14 protein-coding genes and 1 rRNA gene are annotated in these 17,261 nt (G+C 71.0%); 11 read left to right on the top strand and 4 right to left on the bottom strand.

Features of this window, described 5'->3' with window-relative positions:
• A 5S ribosomal RNA gene (rrf, locus tag ACWD4B_RS24485) occupies positions 1-94 on the top strand; the annotation flags it as partial.
• A gap of 125 nt (positions 95-219) precedes the next feature.
• Here the strand turns inward: rrf and ACWD4B_RS24480 are convergent.
• Positions 220-1,140, bottom strand: a complete 921-nt coding sequence (locus ACWD4B_RS24480; RefSeq protein WP_451422758.1) for a glycerophosphoryl diester phosphodiesterase membrane domain-containing protein — start codon at positions 1,138-1,140, stop codon at positions 220-222.
• Positions 1,141-1,429: 289 nt separating this feature from the next.
• On the opposite strand from ACWD4B_RS24480, the gene mtnA reads away from it, so the two are divergent.
• From mtnA to ACWD4B_RS24445, 7 genes are all read left to right on the top strand, one after another.
• The gene (gene mtnA, locus ACWD4B_RS24475; protein WP_451422757.1) at positions 1,430-2,614 is read left to right on the top strand and encodes an S-methyl-5-thioribose-1-phosphate isomerase; all 1,185 of its coding nucleotides are present in this window, start codon (positions 1,430-1,432) and stop codon (positions 2,612-2,614) included.
• Positions 2,611-3,288 carry a two-component system response regulator MtrA gene (gene mtrA / locus ACWD4B_RS24470; RefSeq protein WP_171087043.1) on the top strand — a complete coding sequence of 226 codons (678 nt, stop codon included), beginning with the start codon at positions 2,611-2,613 and terminating at the stop codon, positions 3,286-3,288. The genes mtnA and mtrA overlap by 4 nt, the downstream gene beginning before the upstream one ends.
• Positions 3,289-3,290: 2 nt before the next feature.
• Positions 3,291-5,315 carry an MtrAB system histidine kinase MtrB gene (gene mtrB / locus ACWD4B_RS24465; RefSeq protein WP_451422756.1) on the top strand — a complete coding sequence of 675 codons (2,025 nt, stop codon included), beginning with the start codon at positions 3,291-3,293 and terminating at the stop codon, positions 5,313-5,315.
• Between the two features lie 70 nt (positions 5,316-5,385).
• A complete protein-coding gene (locus ACWD4B_RS24460) occupies positions 5,386-7,164 on the top strand; it encodes an LpqB family beta-propeller domain-containing protein (RefSeq protein ID WP_451422755.1) in 1,779 nt (592 codons plus the stop codon).
• 66 nt (positions 7,165-7,230) lie between these two features.
• Positions 7,231-7,956 carry a ComF family protein gene (locus ACWD4B_RS24455; protein WP_451422754.1) on the top strand — a complete coding sequence of 242 codons (726 nt, stop codon included), beginning with the start codon at positions 7,231-7,233 and terminating at the stop codon, positions 7,954-7,956.
• A 329-nt stretch (positions 7,957-8,285) separates the two neighbouring features.
• A complete protein-coding gene (gene hpf / locus ACWD4B_RS24450; protein ID WP_336416540.1) occupies positions 8,286-8,975 on the top strand; it encodes a ribosome hibernation-promoting factor, HPF/YfiA family in 690 nt (229 codons plus the stop codon).
• Between the two features lie 229 nt (positions 8,976-9,204).
• Positions 9,205-9,945, top strand: a complete 741-nt coding sequence (locus ACWD4B_RS24445; RefSeq protein WP_336416541.1) for a response regulator transcription factor — start codon at positions 9,205-9,207, stop codon at positions 9,943-9,945.
• A gap of 18 nt (positions 9,946-9,963) precedes the next feature.
• Here ACWD4B_RS24445 and ACWD4B_RS24440 read toward each other — a convergent pair whose 3' ends face one another.
• Both ACWD4B_RS24440 and ACWD4B_RS24435 read right to left on the bottom strand, forming a co-directional pair.
• Positions 9,964-11,175: a winged helix-turn-helix domain-containing protein gene (locus tag ACWD4B_RS24440; protein ID WP_451422753.1), complete on the bottom strand. Its 1,212-nt coding sequence runs from the start codon at positions 11,173-11,175 to the stop codon at positions 9,964-9,966.
• A 46-nt stretch (positions 11,176-11,221) separates the two neighbouring features.
• Positions 11,222-11,815: a GNAT family N-acetyltransferase gene (locus ACWD4B_RS24435; protein WP_451422752.1), complete on the bottom strand. Its 594-nt coding sequence runs from the start codon at positions 11,813-11,815 to the stop codon at positions 11,222-11,224.
• 200 nt (positions 11,816-12,015) lie between these two features.
• On the opposite strand from ACWD4B_RS24435, the gene secA reads away from it, so the two are divergent.
• The gene (secA, locus tag ACWD4B_RS24430) at positions 12,016-14,844 is read left to right on the top strand and encodes a preprotein translocase subunit SecA (protein ID WP_451422751.1); all 2,829 of its coding nucleotides are present in this window, start codon (positions 12,016-12,018) and stop codon (positions 14,842-14,844) included.
• Positions 14,845-14,929: 85 nt separating this feature from the next.
• Here the strand turns inward: secA and ACWD4B_RS24425 are convergent, their stop codons facing one another.
• Positions 14,930-15,385 carry an Rv3235 family protein gene (locus ACWD4B_RS24425; protein ID WP_451422750.1) on the bottom strand — a complete coding sequence of 152 codons (456 nt, stop codon included), beginning with the start codon at positions 15,383-15,385 and terminating at the stop codon, positions 14,930-14,932.
• A gap of 316 nt (positions 15,386-15,701) precedes the next feature.
• Here ACWD4B_RS24425 and ACWD4B_RS24420 point away from each other — a divergent pair, with 316 nt between their 5' ends.
• Both ACWD4B_RS24420 and ACWD4B_RS24415 read left to right on the top strand, forming a co-directional pair.
• Positions 15,702-16,202 (top strand): DUF6912 family protein, encoded by a 501-nt coding sequence (locus tag ACWD4B_RS24420; protein ID WP_451422759.1) that lies wholly within the window; start codon positions 15,702-15,704, stop codon positions 16,200-16,202.
• A gap of 35 nt (positions 16,203-16,237) precedes the next feature.
• Complete coding sequence (locus ACWD4B_RS24415) at positions 16,238-16,912, top strand: HAD family hydrolase (protein ID WP_451422749.1); 675 nt, start codon at positions 16,238-16,240, stop codon at positions 16,910-16,912.
• Positions 16,913-17,261 lie beyond the last annotated feature (349 nt).

Here is a 17,261-nt window from a genome sequence, read left to right as displayed (position 1 = left end):
AACGCCCGGTTACATTCCGAACCCGGAAGCTAAGCCTTTCAGCGCCGATGGTACTGCATGGGGGACCGTGTGGGAGAGTAGGACGCCGCCGAACTTTTCTTCAGAAAGCCCTGACGGGGAACTCCGGTTCCCTGTCAGGGCTTTCTTGCATTTATGACCTCATCGCTCCCCTTCCTCTGCCCCGGGCCACCCTTTCCAGGGCGGCCCGGAGGCGACGTCCTAATCGTTGCCGCCCACACCCGCCGCGCGGGCGAGTTCGAGGTCGAGGGACTCGCGCCGGATGCGCTGATCCGTATAAAGCAGCGTGGTCACCGCGGCCATAAAAGGCAGTGCGATCGTGGAGGCGACGATGGCACCGATACCGGTAATGATCACGGCCGGCCAGCTTGTGGCGTCCTTGGTGAAGATCGTTTGAATGAGTCCACCCGGAATCTGCACCATCGACGAGAAAACGAAAACCAGGAAACTGCTCACGAACGTCACGCCGAAGATTCGTCCCCATGAGCCCCGCACCAGCTTCGCCGAGCGCCGGATGGAATCGATTACGCCCTGCTTCTCCAGAATCAGCACGGGTGCCGCAAGGCTGTAGCGAATCCAGAGCATGACGGCCAGCACCGCTCCGGCAAGGAGTCCGAGAAACATGAACGGGACCCCGGCCGCTTCCGTGCCGGCCGCGGCGATGATCAGCCCCGGCAGCAGGCATGCCAGGACGACTCCGCCGATGAGGAGCGGCACGAGAACGAGGAGCCCGGCCATGCCGGCCAGCCTCGGCCGGGCCTCCTGCCAGGCCTCGCGTGCCGTCATCGGGCGGCCCAGTACCGCGCGGCTGACCACGGCCGTGAACATCGCCGTTGCCACGATCGAGCCGGCCAGGCCTATCAGCCCGGTCACCGCCAGGCTGCCGAAGGTGCCGCCCAGGGCGTTGAGCAGTTCCTTGACGCTGACCGTCTCGCCCTGCTCCCGCAGGGACTGCAGGTCCTGCAGCTTGCCGAGCCAAGGCCGGGTGATCGCGGTCTCCACGACCTGGGTGCCGGCCGCCACGGCCAGCGAGACCCCGACGAAGGTGCGCCAGTACCTGCGCATCGTGGCGAAAGCCCCCTCCAGGAGCTCGCCCAGGGTGAGCGGGCGCAGCGGGACCACGCCCGGCTTGGGAGCCGGAGGGACCGGGGGCGCCCAGCCGCCGCCACCCCAGCCGTTCCCGCCCCAGCCCTGCTGGCCTCCCCATCCCTGGGGACCGCCCGGCGGAGAGTTGTTCATCGTCTGTTGCTCCTTTTCACTGCCCGTACCGGTTGCCGGGTACGGCCGCAGGTACGGGCCATTGCCCGGTCAGCCATCGTGTCACGGCGCTCGAAGCGCATGACCGGGCTCGTAAGGGGGAGAGACGCAGGGAGACCTTCAATAGTTGGTGTGTGCGGGGCAGACTGGACGAATGGCTGATCAGTACGCGGCATCCGCGGCTTCTGCTGTTCCGGGCGGTCCCGGGTCTCCCGGCGTCTCGGACCTCGTACCTGCACTGCGTTGGGAGGAGCGGCCCGAGGGCCCGGTGGTCGTACTGCTGGACCAGCGGAGACTGCCGGCCGAGGAGGTGGAGCTGGTCTGCACGGACGTTCCCGCGCTGGTGGAGGCCATACATGCGCTCGCCGTGCGCGGGGCGCCCCTGCTGGGGATGGCGGGGGCGTACGGCCTGGCTCTGGCGGCGGTGCGCGGCTTCGATGTGGAGGAGTCCGCCCAGATGCTCGCGCACGCCCGCCCCACGGCGGTGAATCTGGGGTACGGGGTGCGGCGTGCCCTGGCGGCTCACCGCAGTGCGCTGCGGGGCGGCGCCGATGCCGCAGGGGCTGCTGCGGCCGCCCTCGCGGAGGCGCGGGCGCTGCACCGTGAGGACGCCGAGGCGAGTGCCCGTATGGCGGCGCACGGTCTGGCGTTGCTGGAGGAGCTGCTGCCGGGCGGCGGCTACCGGATCCTGACGCACTGCAATACGGGTGCTCTGGTCTCGGGCGGTGAGGGGACGGCGCTGGCGGTGGCCGGTGCGGCGCACCGCGCGGGTGAGCTGCGGCGGCTGTGGGTGGACGAAACGCGGCCGTTGCTGCAGGGCGCGCGGCTGACCGCGTACGAGGCCGCACGGGCCGGCATGGCGTACACGCTGCTGACGGACAACGCCGCGGGGTCGCTGTTCGCGGCGGGGGAGGTGGACGCGGTCCTGGTCGGCGCCGACCGGATAGCCGCGGACGGGTCGGTGGCCAACAAGGTGGGGAGCTATCCGCTGGCGGTGCTGGCCCGCTATCACCACGTGCCGTTCGTGGTCGTGGCACCGACCACCACGGTGGACCTCGGGACGGCCGAGGGCGCGGCCATCGAGGTGGAGCAGCGGCCGGGGCACGAGGTGACGGAGCTGGCAGCGCCGTCGGTTCCCGGGGCGGGCGCGGAGGCGGGGTCGGGGGTGCCGGTGGCGCCCCTGGGAACGCAGGCCTACAACCCTGCGTTCGATATCACACCGCCCGAGTTGGTGACCGCGATTATCACGGAAAACGGGGTTGTTTCGCCCGTGACGGAGGCCGGTCTGGCGGAGCTGTGTGCCAGGTCACGATCGGGTAATGGGATGATGTCGATATGAAGGGACGCGTCCTTGTCGTCGACGACGACACCGCACTGGCCGAGATGCTCGGAATCGTTCTGCGTGGCGAGGGTTTCGAGCCGTCGTTTGTTGCCGACGGTGACAAGGCACTTGCTGCATTTCGCGAGGCCAAACCGGATCTTGTATTGCTCGATCTCATGCTGCCCGGCCGGGACGGCATTGAGGTGTGCAGGCTGATCCGGGCCGAGTCCGGAGTGCCGATCGTGATGCTCACCGCGAAGAGCGACACGGTCGACGTGGTGGTCGGGCTGGAGTCCGGCGCCGACGACTACATCGTCAAGCCGTTCAAGCCCAAGGAGCTGGTGGCCCGGATCCGGGCGCGGCTGCGCAGGTCGGAGGAGCCGGCGCCGGAGCAGCTGACGATCGGCGATCTGGTCATCGACGTCGCCGGGCACTCGGTCAAGCGCGACGGCCAGTCCATCGCGCTGACGCCGCTGGAGTTCGACCTGCTGGTCGCCCTGGCCCGCAAGCCCTGGCAGGTGTTCACCCGTGAGGTGCTGCTGGAGCAGGTGTGGGGTTATCGGCACGCGGCGGACACGCGACTGGTCAACGTGCATGTGCAGCGGCTGCGCTCCAAGGTCGAGCGTGACCCCGAGCGCCCCGAGATCGTGGTGACCGTGCGCGGCGTGGGCTACAAGGCCGGGCCGAGCTGAGCATGACGGGAAACGGTGCCGCCCCGGAGCGGGGCGTGGGGCGGCCCGTCGGTTCGACGGGCGGCATATCTCTTCTCCGCCGCCTGTGGCGTGCCGGGCAGATGCTGCCCGACGGTGCCGCGGCGGGGTCGGTGCATCCCGTGCTGCGGCTGTACGTGCGCTGGGTGCGGCGTCCGCTGCTGCCGGCGATGCGGCTGTGGCGGCGCAACATCCAGCTGCGGGTGGTCGCCACCACGCTGCTGATGTCGCTCGGTGTGGTGCTGCTGCTCGGTGTGGTCGTCATCGGTCAGGTGCGCAACGGTCTGCTGGACGCCAAGCGGCATGCCTCGCAGAGCCAGGCCGCGGGCGGTTTCAAGGCGGCGCAGGATGCTGCCGGGGCGGTGGCCGACGGCCGCAGCCAGGACGGCGGACAGCAGTCCGGCGGCCGGGGGACCCCGGATCCGGGTGCGTGGCTGACGCAGCTGGTGCAGCAGCTCGCCAGCGGCGGGCAGGGCGTCTACTACGTCGTGGCGCTCAGTGCGGGCGACAGCGATGCGATGGCCACGGGCTCGTTCATCGGGCGCGGGCCGCGGGCCTCGGGGGACATCGATCCCGAGCACAGTGTGCCCGTCGACCTGCGCAGGCAGCTGGACACCAAGACGGGCACGTTCGAGAAGCCCGGGTCGATCAAGCGCAGTGCCTCGGACGAGGGGCAGCCGGCGCTGGTGGTCGGCAAGCGGATGTACGACATCAACGGCAAGGCCTACCAGCTGTACTACCTCTTCCCGTTCACTCAGGAGGAGAAGTCGCTGACGCTGGTGAAGACGACGCTGGCGACGGCCGGGGTGTTCGTCGTCGTGCTGCTGGGGGCCATCGCCTGGCTGGTCGTGCGGCAGATCGTGACGCCGGTGCGGATGGCCGCCGGGATCTCGGAGCGGCTCGCAGCCGGTGTGCTGCATGAGCGGATGAAGGTCACCGGCGAGGACGACATCGCTCGTCTGGGTGAAGCCTTCAACAAGATGGCACAGAACCTGCAGGTCAAGATCCAGCAGTTGGAGGAGCTGTCGCGGATGCAGCGGCGGTTCGTCTCGGACGTGTCGCACGAGCTGCGGACGCCGCTGACGACCGTGCGGATGGCGGCGGACGTCATCCACGAGGCGCGCGAGGACTTCGACCCGGTGACCGCGCGTTCGGCCGAGCTGCTGTTCGGGCAGCTGGACCGGTTCGAGTCGCTGCTGGCCGACCTGCTGGAGATCAGCCGGTTCGACGCGGGGGCCGCGGCCCTGGAGGCCGAGCCGATTGACCTGCGCGATGTGGTCGGCCGTGTGGTGGAGGGTGCGCTGCCGCTGGCGGACCGCAAGGGCAGCCGGATCGTCGTGCGCGGTGCGGAGCAGCCGGTCATCGCCGAGGCGGACGCCCGGCGCGTGGAGCGGGTGCTGCGGAACCTGGTGGTCAACGCCGTGGAGCACGGCGATGGCCGGGACGTGGTCGTCCGGCTGGCGGTGGCCGGCGGTGCGGTCGCGGTCGCGGTGCGCGACTACGGCGTGGGCCTCAAGCCCGGTGAGGCGACACGGGTGTTCAACCGTTTCTGGCGGGCCGATCCGGCCCGGGCGCGGACGACCGGCGGTACGGGCCTGGGGCTGTCGATCGCGGTGGAGGACGCGCGGCTGCACGGCGGCTGGCTGCAGGCGTGGGGCGAGCCGGGCGGCGGTTCGCAGTTCCGGCTGACGCTGCCGCGGACGGCCGGTGACACGCTGCGCGGTTCGCCGATTCCGCTGGAGCCGGAGGACTCGCGGCGCAACCGCGGGCTGAACGAGGCCGGGGTGCCGATGGCGGCCGTGGGCCGGGGCGCGCCCCCGCTGCCGGCGTCCGTGCCGGCACAGACGAGGAACGTCCGGCCGTCCGCCGACCCGACGGCGCTGCCGGGAAACGGCGCGCGAGTGGTCGCGCGCCAGGGCGGTGCACCGGAGGGCAGGACCGGACGGCCGGTGGTCGATGGGAACGACAGCAGCATCGGCAGTGGAGGCGACCATGACGCTCAGGACTGAGGGCGTTGACGGCCGTCTCCGCAGAGGGCGCACGCGTCGGGGTGCGCGCTCACTGGTGGGTGTGTGCGGCGTGGCCGTCAGCGGGGTGCTGCTGGCGGGCTGTGCGTCGATGCCGGACGGCGGGGACGTGATGTCGGTCGACGCCTCGCAGCGTGCGGATGCCGATTCGCAGGTGCGCGTCTATGGTGTCCCGCCGCGCAAGAACGAGCAGCCGCAGGAGCTTGTGGCGGGCTTCCTGGAGGCCACCACGAGCGACGAAGCGGACTATGCGACGGCGCGCATGTACCTGGCGAAGAGTGTGAAGCGTCAGTGGGACCCGTCGACCTCGATCACCGTGCTGTCGTCGGTGCCCCAGGTGCGGGTGGAGCACAGCGGGGGCGACCGTGAGCAGACGGTCACCATCACGCTGACCGGCAAGCAGGTCGCGAAGGTGGACGCCCGGCACGCCTACAAGCCGGACGAGGGCGACTACCAGGCGCAGATGCACATGACGCGGGAGGACGGCGAGTGGCGCATCGACGCTCCGCCGGACGGGCTGGTGCTCGGGATCTCCGACTTCCAGCGCATCTACCGCTCTGCCAACAAGTACTACTTCGCCGAGACGGGTCCGGGCGGCAGCAGCCCGGGCCGCGGCCGGGACGTGCTCGTCGCCGACCCGGTGTATCTGCGCAAGCGGATAGACCCGGTGACGTCTTCGGTGAAGGCTCTGCTGGACGGTCCGACGACCTGGCTGGACCCGGTGGCGGGGACGGCCTTTCCGACCGGTACGCGCCTGCTGGACGACCGGCTCTCGCTGGACGACTCCAATGCGCTGAAGGTCCGGCTGAGCGACCAGGCGGCGGGCGCCGGCCAGGACCAGTGCCTGCGGATGGCCGCCCAGGTGCTCTACACCGTGCAGGAGTCGGCCAAGGTCACCGATGTGACGCTGGAGCGCAAGGACGGGTCGCGGCTGTGCGTGCTCGGGCGCGACCAGGCCAAGTGGTATGCGCCGGACCAGACGGCCGGGCAGGCCGACCGGCAGTTCTTCGTCGACGCCCAGCACCGCCTGGTGGGCCTGGCCGACGGCGACGAGGAGCCGCGCCGGGTGCCGGGGCCGTTCGGTGCGGACGGTGCCGTGCCGCTGCGCTCGGTGGCCGTCGACCGGTCCGAGCGCCGGGCCGCGGGCGTCTCCGCGAACGGGCAGATGCTGTACGTCGCCGCGCTGCAGTCCGGCGTCCCCCTGGGCGAGGCCCGGGTGACCGCCCGCGGGAGCGGCCCGAAGGCGGGCCTGACGGCGCCCAGCTGGGACGGGCTGGGTGATCTGTGGGTCGCCGACCAGGACCAGGAACATCCGCGGCTGCTGCGGCTGCCGGGCGGTACGGGCACGCCGGAGGAGGTCCAGGTGCCCGCGCTGGACGGCGGGCGGATCACCGGGCTGCGGGTCGCGGCCGACGGGGTGCGCATCGCTCTGCTGGTGACGAAGGGCGACCGTACGTCCCTGAAGCTCGGCCGGGTCGAGCGCAGGACGAGCACCGGGAAGCCGGTGCTGTCGGTGCAGGAGCTGCGTTCCGTGGCGCCGCGGCTGGAGAACGTCGACGCCGTCTCCTGGGCCGGTGCCAGCAGGCTGCTGGTCGCCGGGAGCGAGCAGGGCGGCCTGCAGCAGCTGCAGTACATCGAGACCGACGGTTCGCTGTCGAACACCGCGGCCCTGCCGGGGATCACCGGCGTGCGCGCCATTGCGGCCCCCGAGAGCACGGGCAAGTCCCAGGCGCTGGTCGCCGAGGGCGACGGCGGCATCGTCCGGCTGCTGCCGGACGCGAACTGGAAACTGGTGGCCAAGGAGGGGACGGCGCCGGTCTACCCGGGGTAGCCGGGCATATGCCCGGAGTTTTCCACAGGGGTGGCGGCCGGCACTCCGCGGCGGGACAGTGGTGCCGTGCGGGGGTGGTGGCAGGAGATCGCGGGGCTGGTGCTGCCGTCTCCGTGTACGGGGTGCGGTCTCGGCCGGTCCGTGCTGTGCGAGGAGTGCCGGGCGCGGTTGTGCGGGCGGCGGCCCCGGCAGGTGCGGCCTGACCCGGTGCCGCCCGGGTTGCCGCCGGTGTTCGCGGCGGCGCCGTACGCGGCCGGGGTGCGTTCCGTGCTGCTCGCGCACAAGGAGCGGGGTGCGCTGGGGCTGGCGGAGCCGCTGGGCGCCGCGCTGGCGGGCGCGGTGCAGGCAGCCGGTACACCTGGAGGGGGATGGGACGGATGGGCCGGGAGAGGCCCGTTGCTGCTCGTGCCGGTGCCTTCGGCGCGGCGGGCGGTGGCGGGGCGCGGGCACGATGCGTGCAGGCGCGTCGCGCTGGCCGCGGCGCGGGCTCTGCGGGGTGCGGGCGTCCCGGCCCGGACGGCCGCCGTGCTGCGGTTGCGCCGGGCGGTGGCCGACCAGGCGGAGCTGGACGCGCATGAGCGGTGGGCGAACGTGGCGGGGGCGATGGGGGCCGTGCGAGAGGCGGGGCGCGTGTGGCGCGACGGTGGCCCGGTGGTGCTGGTGGACGACCTGATGACGACCGGGGCCTCGCTGGCCGAGGCGGCCCGTGCCGTCGGCGTCTCGGGCGGGCGGGCCGCGGCCGCCGCGGTGGTCGCTGCGGCACCACGCGCTTTCGAAAACAACCGGAACTGATGCGGAACGAACGGCGTTCCTGAGGGAAACGGCAGGAAAACACCTGAACGGAGGTACGTCGCGGTAGGGGGTACCGACAGGCTTCCGAGCGAGATATGTTCGGTTGTGAGGAATGGCAGGAGCTATGCCTCATATCTCCGAATGGCGCACTTCCTGCGCCGTGGTCGAAGCTGGAAAGAAGCTTCGGTCCGGTGGGGTGTCGATCTTCCCGGTGGGGGAGGAGGAGGTGAAAACCGCCTAGTCGGTGGCTCCGGGCCGGCCCCGGGGCCTGATGCAAGAGGGATGCGCTCCGCAACCTTCGGCGGAGCGATCCGGGAACGGAGTTCTGCGTGGACATCGTCGTCAAGGGCCGCAAGACAGAGGTGCCCGAGCGGTTTCGCAAGCACGTGGCCGAGAAGCTGAAGCTGGACAAGGTCCAGAAGCTCGACAGCAAGGTGATCAGCCTCGACGTGGAGGTGTCCAAGGAGCCCAACCCGCGACAGGCAGACCGCTCCGACCGCGTGGAGATCACCGTTCGCGGGCGGGGCCCGGTGATCCGGGCCGAGGCGGCGGCGACCGATCCCTATGCCGCGCTGGACCTGGCCACGGCCAAGCTCGAGGCGCGGCTGCGCAAGCAGCACGACAAGCGTTTCACGCGTCGCGGCAACGGCCGCATTCCGGCCAGCGAGGTGTCGGCGGCCGTCATCGGCGCTGCGGAGCTCAACGACAGCGGTCAACTCGCCGCGATCCAGGAGGCGAACGGCGTTCCGGTCACCCGTATGGGGTCGCTGGAGATCCAGGGCGAGGGCCCGCTGGTGGTCCGGGAGAAGACCCATACCGCAGCACCCATGACGCTCGACCAGGCGCTCTATGAAATGGAGTTGGTCGGCCACGACTTCTATCTGTTCGTCGACTCCGAGACCAAGATGCCCAGTGTCGTCTACCGGCGGCACGCGTACGACTACGGCGTCATCCACCTGAACGCCGATCCCCTCTTCGAGGCGGAGCCCGGCGGTGCGGGCGGAGCGCTCGGCGGCTGACCCGGCAGGCCCAGGGCCTCGCCCGGAGTGAGCCCACCCAACCGTGACGGTGCCCTTGGAGCGTTCGCGCTCCCGGGGCACCCCCGTGTGGTCGTACGGCCGGGAAGCACCGCCCGGGCCCTCCGGCATGAAATCATGGCTGGGCCAACCGCCGGTGCGCCGGAACCGGTTGGGACGGGCGGCAGCAGCGTGCGACCGCGAGGGGCCATGGCCTTCAGGGGGAGGAACGATGGCGGACAGGTTCGGGCCCGTACTCGTGCCCGGCGAGGACGAGGAGGGCGCCCGCGTGGGCCGGGGCGCCAGGTGCGAGGAGCCGATCCGGGTACTGGTCGTGGACGACCACGCGCTCTTCCGCCGGGGGCTGGAGATCGTCCTGGCCCAGGAGGAGGACATCCTGGTCGTGGGGGAGGCCGGGGACGGCGCGGAGGCGGTGGACAAGGCGGCGGACCTGCTGCCGGACATCGTGCTGATGGACGTGCGGATGCCCAAGCGGGGCGGCATCGAGGCCTGTACCTCCATCAAGGAGGTGGCCCCCAGCGCGAAGATCATCATGCTGACGATCAGCGACGAGGAGGCGGACCTCTACGACGCGATCAAGGCCGGGGCGACGGGCTACCTCCTCAAGGAGATCTCCACGGACGAGGTGGCCACCGCGATCCGGGCCGTCGCGGACGGGCAGTCGCAGATCAGCCCGTCGATGGCGTCCAAACTGCTGACCGAGTTCAAGTCGATGATCCAGCGCACCGACGAGCGCCGGCTGGTGCCGGCGCCGCGGCTCACGGACCGCGAGCTCGAGGTGCTGAAGCTGGTGGCGACGGGGATGAACAACCGTGACATCGCCAAGGAGTTGTTCATCAGCGAGAACACGGTCAAGAACCACGTGCGGAACATCCTGGAGAAGCTGCAGCTGCACTCCAGGATGGAGGCCGTGGTCTACGCGATGCGGGAGAAGATCCTGGAGATCCGGTAGGGAGATCCGGTAAGGATCTCAGTCCACGGCGCGGGTCAGCGCCTTGGCGATGTCCCGATCGTCGCAGCGTTCGATGCGCACCGCGTCGCAGCCGACCCACTCCGCGGCCTCGCGCAGCGCCCGCGCCATCGGGGCGACCGCGGCCGGGCCGTCCAGCGAGACCTGCCGGGCCACCAGGGTCCTGCCCTCGCGGGCCGGGTCCACCCGGCCCGCCAGACGGCCGCCGGTCAGCAGTGGCATGGCGAAGTAGCCGTGGACCCGCTTCTGCCGGGGCACATACGCCTCCAGGCGGTGGGTGAAGCCGAACATCCGCTCCGTGCGCGGCCGGTCCCAGATCAGGGAGTCGAACGGGGAGAGCAGCGTGGTCCGGTGGCGCCTGCCCTTCAGTGCGGAGAGGCCCGCCAGCGCCTGCGGGTCGGCCCACGCAGGCTTGCTCCAGCCCGCCACTTCCACCGGCACCAGGCCCGTGTCCTCGATGACCGCGTCCACCTGCTCGCCCTTGAGACGGTGGTAGTCCGCGAGGTCCGCACGCGTGGCCACGCCCATGGCGGCGCCCGCCTGGGCGACCAACTGCCGTATGCACGCGGCGTCGTCGAGGTCGTCGTGGAAGAGGGCGTCCGGAATGGCGCGCTCCGCCAGCTCGTAGACCCGCTTCCAGCCGCGCCGCTCGGTGCAGACCACCTCGCCCGTGTCGAGCAGCCACTCCACCGCGATCTTCGTCTCGGACCAGTCGTACCACTCTCCCCCGTTCTTCGCGCCGCCCAACTCGCTTGCCGTCAGCGGGCCGTCGGCCTTGAGGCGGTCACGGACCGCCGCGCAGGAGCGCTCGGCGTCCTCCAGGACGTGCCAGCGGTGGCCGCGGGCGACGAACGCCCGGCGGCGGAAGGCGAAGAGCGGCCACTCCTCGACGGGCAGGACGCAGGCCGCGTGCGACCAGTACTCGAAGCCGTGCGGGGCCGCTCCCGCCGCCTGCGGTGCCCAGTACGCCTGCTCGACGGCATCGCGGCCGATCGCGCCCAGCCGGGCGTACGGCACCAGCTCGTGCGAGCGGGCCAGCACCGAGATCGTGTCCAGCTGGACCGCGCCCAGCCGGCGCAGCACTCCCCGCGCGCCCGCCCGGCGGTCCGGGGTGCCGAGCAGGCCTTGGGCGTGCAGGGCGAGGCGTCGGGCCTCGCCGGCGGACAACCCGGTCTCGGCCCTACGGCCCCGTGCGGCAGCGGAAGTTGTCATGACGGCACCCTAGGGCCGGCCACTGACAACGCCCCGTTCCCGGCCCTCAGCCGCGCTCGGGCCAGGGGAGGTACGGCGTCTCCGCGGGCCGGTCGAGGTCCGAGGGGAGCAGCGAGCCGATCCAGGCGTCGCGCCGGGTGCCCTGGTGGATGATCTTCGCGCGCATGGTGCCCTCCATCCGGAAGCCGGCCTTCAGGGCCACGGCGCGGGAGCCCTCGTTGCCCGCTTCCGCGTACCACTCCAGCCGCTCGACGCCCAGGTCCTCGAAGGCCCAGCGGATCGTCTCGCGCGCCGCCTCCACGGTGCAGCCGCGGCCGCGGTGCTCCTTGGCCGTCCAGTACCCCAGCTCGGCCTGGCGCTCCGCCGTGCGCAGCTGCGCGAGCCGTACGAGGCACATGGCCCCCACCAATTGCCCGGTTTCGCCGTAAAAGACACCGAACGTGTACATCGTGTCGTTCCGCCAGCCGTCGGGACAGGTCTCCTCGACGAAGAGCCGGGCGTCCTCGATCCGGTAGGGGTCGGGCACGTTGGTGTAGCGCGGGATGTCCGGGTCCTGGCAGGCCGCGTGCACATCGGGCACGTCGGAGGGTGAGAAGGGGCGCAGGACCAGGCGTTCCGTGGTGAGGGTTATCGGCTCCATGAACGGAGTGTAGGGACCCGGTGCCGGGCACTCCCGGGAATATCCGTTCGTTGGATGTGCGGGTGACACTCGGCCTCGGTGATGACGGACCTCCCGGCGCGGCGGGGTCCTCGCTTACGATGGCCGTTGCGGCGGGGACTGTCCCGTCGTGCCCGCGCACCCCGCCGTGCCCAGGCCCGACCGGCAAGGAGCCAGCCTACGTGTCCGTCTTCGGCAAGATCATGCGTGCAGGAGAAGGCAAGATCCTGCGCAAGCTGCACCGCATCGCGGACCAGGTCAATTCCATCGAAGAGGACTTCGTCAACCTCTCCGACGCCGAGCTGCGCGCCCTGACCGACGAGTACAAGCAGCGCTACGCCGACGGCGAGAGCCTGGACGACCTGCTCCCCGAGGCGTTCGCCACCGTCCGTGAGGCCGCCAAGCGCGTCCTCGGCCAGCGGCACTACGACGTGCAGCTCATGGGCGGCGCCGCGCTGCACCTGGGCTACGTCGCGGAGATGAAGACCGGTGAGGGCAAGACCCTGGTCGGCACGCTGCCCACGTACCTGAACGCCCTGTCGGGCAAGGGCGTCCACCTGATCACGGTCAACGACTACCTGGCCGAGCGCGACTCCGAGATGATGGGCCGCGTGCACCGGTTCCTCGGTCTGACGGTCGGCTGCATCCTCGCCAACATGACGCCGGCGCAGCGCCGCGAGCAGTACGGCTGCGACATCACCTACGGCACGAACAACGAGTTCGGCTTCGACTACCTGCGCGACAACATGGCGTGGTCGCAGGACGAACTGGTGCAGCGCGGCCACAACTTCGCCGTGGTCGACGAGGTCGACTCGATCCTCGTCGACGAGGCCCGTACGCCGCTGATCATCTCCGGCCCGGCCGACCAGGCCACCAAGTGGTACGGCGACTTCGCCAAGCTCGTCACCCGGCTCGCCAAGGGCGAGCCCGCCAACCCGCAGAAGGGCGTCGACGAGACCGGCGACTACGAGGTCGACGAGAAGAAGCGCACGGTCGCCATCCACGAGGCCGGCGTCGCCAAGGTCGAGGACTGGCTGGGCATCGACAACCTCTACGAGTCGGTCAACACCCCGCTCGTCGGCTACCTCAACAACGCCATCAAGGCGAAGGAACTCTTCAAGAAGGACAAGGACTACGTCGTCATGGACGGCGAAGTCATGATCGTCGACGAGCACACCGGCCGTATCCTCGCCGGCCGCCGCTACAACGAGGGCATGCACCAGGCGATCGAGGCGAAGGAAGGGGTGGACATCAAGGACGAGAACCAGACGCTCGCCACGATCACCCTGCAGAACTTCTTCCGCCTCTACGACAAGCTCTCCGGCATGACCGGTACGGCGATGACCGAGGCCGCCGAGTTCCACCAGATCTACAAGCTCGGCGTCGTCCCGATCCCGACGAACAAGCCCATGGTCCGCAAGGACCAGTCCGACCTCATCTACCGCACCGAGGTCGCCAAGTTCGCCGCCGTCGTCGAGGACATCGCGGAGAAGCACGAGAAGGGCCAGCCGATCCTCGTCGGCACCACCTCGGTCGAGAAGTCCGAGTACCTCTCGCAGCAGCTCGCCAAGCGCGGCATCCCGCACGAGGTGCTCAACGCCAAGCACCACGAGCGCGAGGCCTCGATCGTCGCCCAGGCCGGCCGCAAGGGCGCCGTCACCGTCGCCACCAACATGGCCGGCCGTGGTACGGACATCAAGCTCGGCGGCAACCCCGAGGACCTCGCCGAGGCCGAGCTGCGCCAGCGCGGCCTCGACCCCGAGGAGCACATCGAGGAGTGGGCCGCGGCCCTGCCCGCCGCCCTGGAGAAGGCCGAGCACGCGGTCAAGGCGGAGAAGGACGAGGTCGAGGAGCTCGGCGGGCTCTACGTGCTGGGCACCGAGCGGCACGAGTCGCGCCGCATCGACAACCAGCTGCGCGGTCGCTCCGGCCGTCAGGGCGACCCGGGCGAGTCCCGCTTCTACCTGTCGCTCGGCGACGACCTGATGCGTCTGTTCAAGGCCCAGATGGTCGAGCGCGTGATGGCCATGGCCAACGTCCCGGACGACGTGCCGATCGAGAACAAGATGGTCACCCGTGCCATCGCCTCCGCCCAGTCCCAGGTCGAGCAGCAGAACTTCGAGACCCGTAAGAACGTCCTGAAGTACGACGAGGTCCTCAACCGCCAGCGCGAGGTCATCTACGGCGAGCGCCGCCGCGTCCTGGAGGGCGAGGACCTGCACGAGCACGTCCAGCACTTCATGGACGACACCATCGACGCCTACATCCAGGCCGAGACGGTCGAGGGCTTCGCCGAGGAGTGGGACCTGGAGCGCCTGTGGGGCGCCTTCAAGCAGCTCTACCCGGTGAAGGTCACCATCGACGAGCTGGAGGACGCGGCCGGCGACCGGGCGGGCATCACCTCCGAGTTCATCGGCGAGTCCGTCAAGGACGACATCCACGAGCAGTACGCCGCCCGTGAGGAGGAGCTGGGCTCCGAGATCATGCGCGAGCTGGAGCGCCGCGTGGTGCTGTCCGTCCTGGACCGCAAGTGGCGTGAGCACCTCTACGAGATGGACTACCTCCAGGAGGGCATCGGCCTGCGCGCGATGGCCCAGAAGGACCCGCTCGTCGAGTACCAGCGCGAGGGCTTCGACATGTTCACCGCGATGATGGAGGGCATCAAGGAGGAGTCCGTCGGCTACCTGTTCAACCTGGAGGTCCAGGTCGACCAGCAGCTCGAGGAGGTCCCGGTCGAGGAGGGCGCCGAGCGCCCGGCCCCGGCGGAGGCGGTCCAGGACGGCGTGCCGGCCGCCCGTCCGGAGATCCGCGCCAAGGGCCTCTCGGCCCCGCAGCGCCCGGCGCAGCTGCACTTCTCCGCTCCGACCGTGGACGGCGAAGGCGGCGTGGTCGAGGGCGACTTCGCCAGCGACGACACGGGCGAGTTCCGCTCCGCGGCGGACGGCATGACCCGCGCCGAGCGCCGCAAGGCCCAGAAGAACGGTGTCGGCGGCCGTCGACGCAAGAAGTGACCGTGCCGGCCGTGTGCCGGTAGCAGCGTGACCGCGAGGGGCGGGCCGCCCGGGGTGTTCCCGGGTGGGCCCGCCCCTCGCCGTGTCAGGCACGGGCCCCGCCCAGTTCCACCGCCGAGCAGCGCCAGCGCAGGTCCGGGCACTTCTCCAGGCGGAAGGCCAGGGCCTGGAGACGGTCGCCGGAGGCGATCCGGGCGAAGGCCTCGATCACCCCGGGCCGGGGGCGGAACTGCCCGCAGTGGCGTACGACGGGGGTGCGGCCGCCCGGCGGGGCGGGCCGCAGGGGCGTCCGGGGCGCCAGCGCGGTCAGCTGCTCGTAGGCCTCGCCGAGGGTGTGGCCGAGCATCGAGTGCACCGGCCGCTGACCGCTGAGGGTCAGCAGCAGCCGCTCGGCGAACCAGTAGTGCGGGAGCTTCTCGCGCTCGCGGCGCCGGGCCGCGGCGTCCGCGACGGGGCGGCGCGGGTCGGTGCGCCGTGGCGGTGCCGTCCTGGCGGTGGTGCTCCTGGTGCCCGTGATGCTCTTGGTCCTGTGCAGGTGCATGGTCGTCCCCCCGGGGTGCCGGGCCCGGTGAGTACCGGGCGGTAGCCGCGTGGGTGATCTTTTACCGGCGCTTTTCCGGGAGCGGCAAGGACGCCCGCGGGGCCCCGGCGGTGCCGCGTTCTTCACCTATCCGGGCGACGGGCTCCGCTCCGTCGCAGGTCGGACGCATGGCGGTCCGGGGCGCGGCACACCCGTCCCAGGGGCCACCCGCACTTCGAAGGGGGACTCCCGCCCGTATATTGGCTGCACAATCGTGAGAATCGATCGTGAGAATCAGCAGCGGCAGAAGCAGCGGCAGAACAGGAAAGCGGCGGTCATGCGCGTCTACGTCCCCCTGACCCTCCCCGGTCTCGCCGAGGTGCACAAGGCGGGCGAGCTCGGCCCGGCCCCCCTGGCCGCCTACGCCGTCACCCCCGCCCTGCGCGAGTGGTACGTCTCCGACGACCTGGAGGAGCTGGAGTACGCCGCGCTGGGCCGCGCCGCCCAGGGTTCGCTGCGGCTGCTCGCCGCCGATCCCGGCGCCCCGCGCCGCCGGGTGGTCGTGGCGGTGGACGTGGCCGACGGCGCCGTGACCGCCGTGGACCAGGAGCCGGACCGGGCCGGCTTCGGCGAGGTGCGGCTGGCGGCGCCGGTGCTGCTGCGCAAGGCGGCCGCGGTGCACGTCGACTCCGACGACGCCGAGGAGGACGTGGCGGCCGCGGCCGCGGCGCTGGACGCCGCGGACGGGGGCGACGACGACGCCCGCTTCACGGTCGACGGCGCCGACGACCACGAGCTGATGTGGTTCGGGGTCCAGGAGATCCCCAACCTCGTCTGAGCCCGTTGTCGTACCCGCCGGGTACCTTCGGGGGCATGGGGAAGCACAGGGCGCACATCGTCTGGGACTGGAACGGCACGCTCTTCCACGACACCGACGCGGTGATCGCGGCGACGAACGCCGCCTTCGCCGAGGTGGGCCTGGAGCCCATCACGCCGGCCAGGTACCGCGAGCTGTACTGCGTGCCGATCCCACGGTTCTACGAGCGGCTGATGGGCCGGCTGCCCACCCGGTCCGAGTGGGACCACATGGACGTCGTCTTCCACCGGCACTACCGGGACCAGCACATACGCTGCGGTCTCGCGGACGGCGCGGAGTCGCTGCTGGAGCACTGGCAGGAGGCCGGCCGCACCCAGTCGATCATGTCGATGTACGGGCACGAGGAACTGCTGCCGCTGGTGCGCGGTTTCGGCATCGAGCGCCGGTTCGTCCGGGTCGACGGGCGCACGGGCCCCTCGGGCGGCAGCAAGGCCGAGCACATGGTCCGCCACCTCGCCGGTCTCGACGGGGTGCGTGCGCAGCACACCGTGGTCATCGGCGACGCCGCGGACGACGCGGTCGCGGCGCGGCACGTCGGCGCCCACGCCGTGCTCTACACGGGCGGCTCCCACAGTCGCGCGAGCCTCGTCGGGGCGGGCGCTCCGGTGGTGGACAGCCTGGCGGAGGCGGTCGCGGAGGCGGAGCGGCTGGTGGCTGCCGCATCCGGCTGATCCGGCCGAAAACGTGCGCTTGCGGGGCACGGTGCGGCAGGCGGATCCGGGCGGCGGCTGAACGGCCCATCCACCGGGTGCGTACCCGGGGTTGTGCGGGATGCTGGGATACGTGGATGTGCGGAGACCAGGCGGAGATCAAGAGGAAGAGGAACGTCCGCGTCGCTGTGCAGAGTGTCAAAGTTGAGGCCCATGTTTTGTGCACAAACGCCTCGTGACGTGTTCCGGGGGAAGAGCGATAGCCTTACCAGGTGATCAGCGCGATATCCAGTCAGGGGCGTGGACGCTCCTGTCCTGCACCCGGAGCGCCACAGCGCCCCGGCCGGCGCTGGTCCCCGGAACCGGGCGC

It is taken from the genome of Streptomyces sp. NPDC002536 (assembly GCF_053594995.1).
This window is presented reverse-complemented; position numbering and strand designations above follow the sequence as displayed.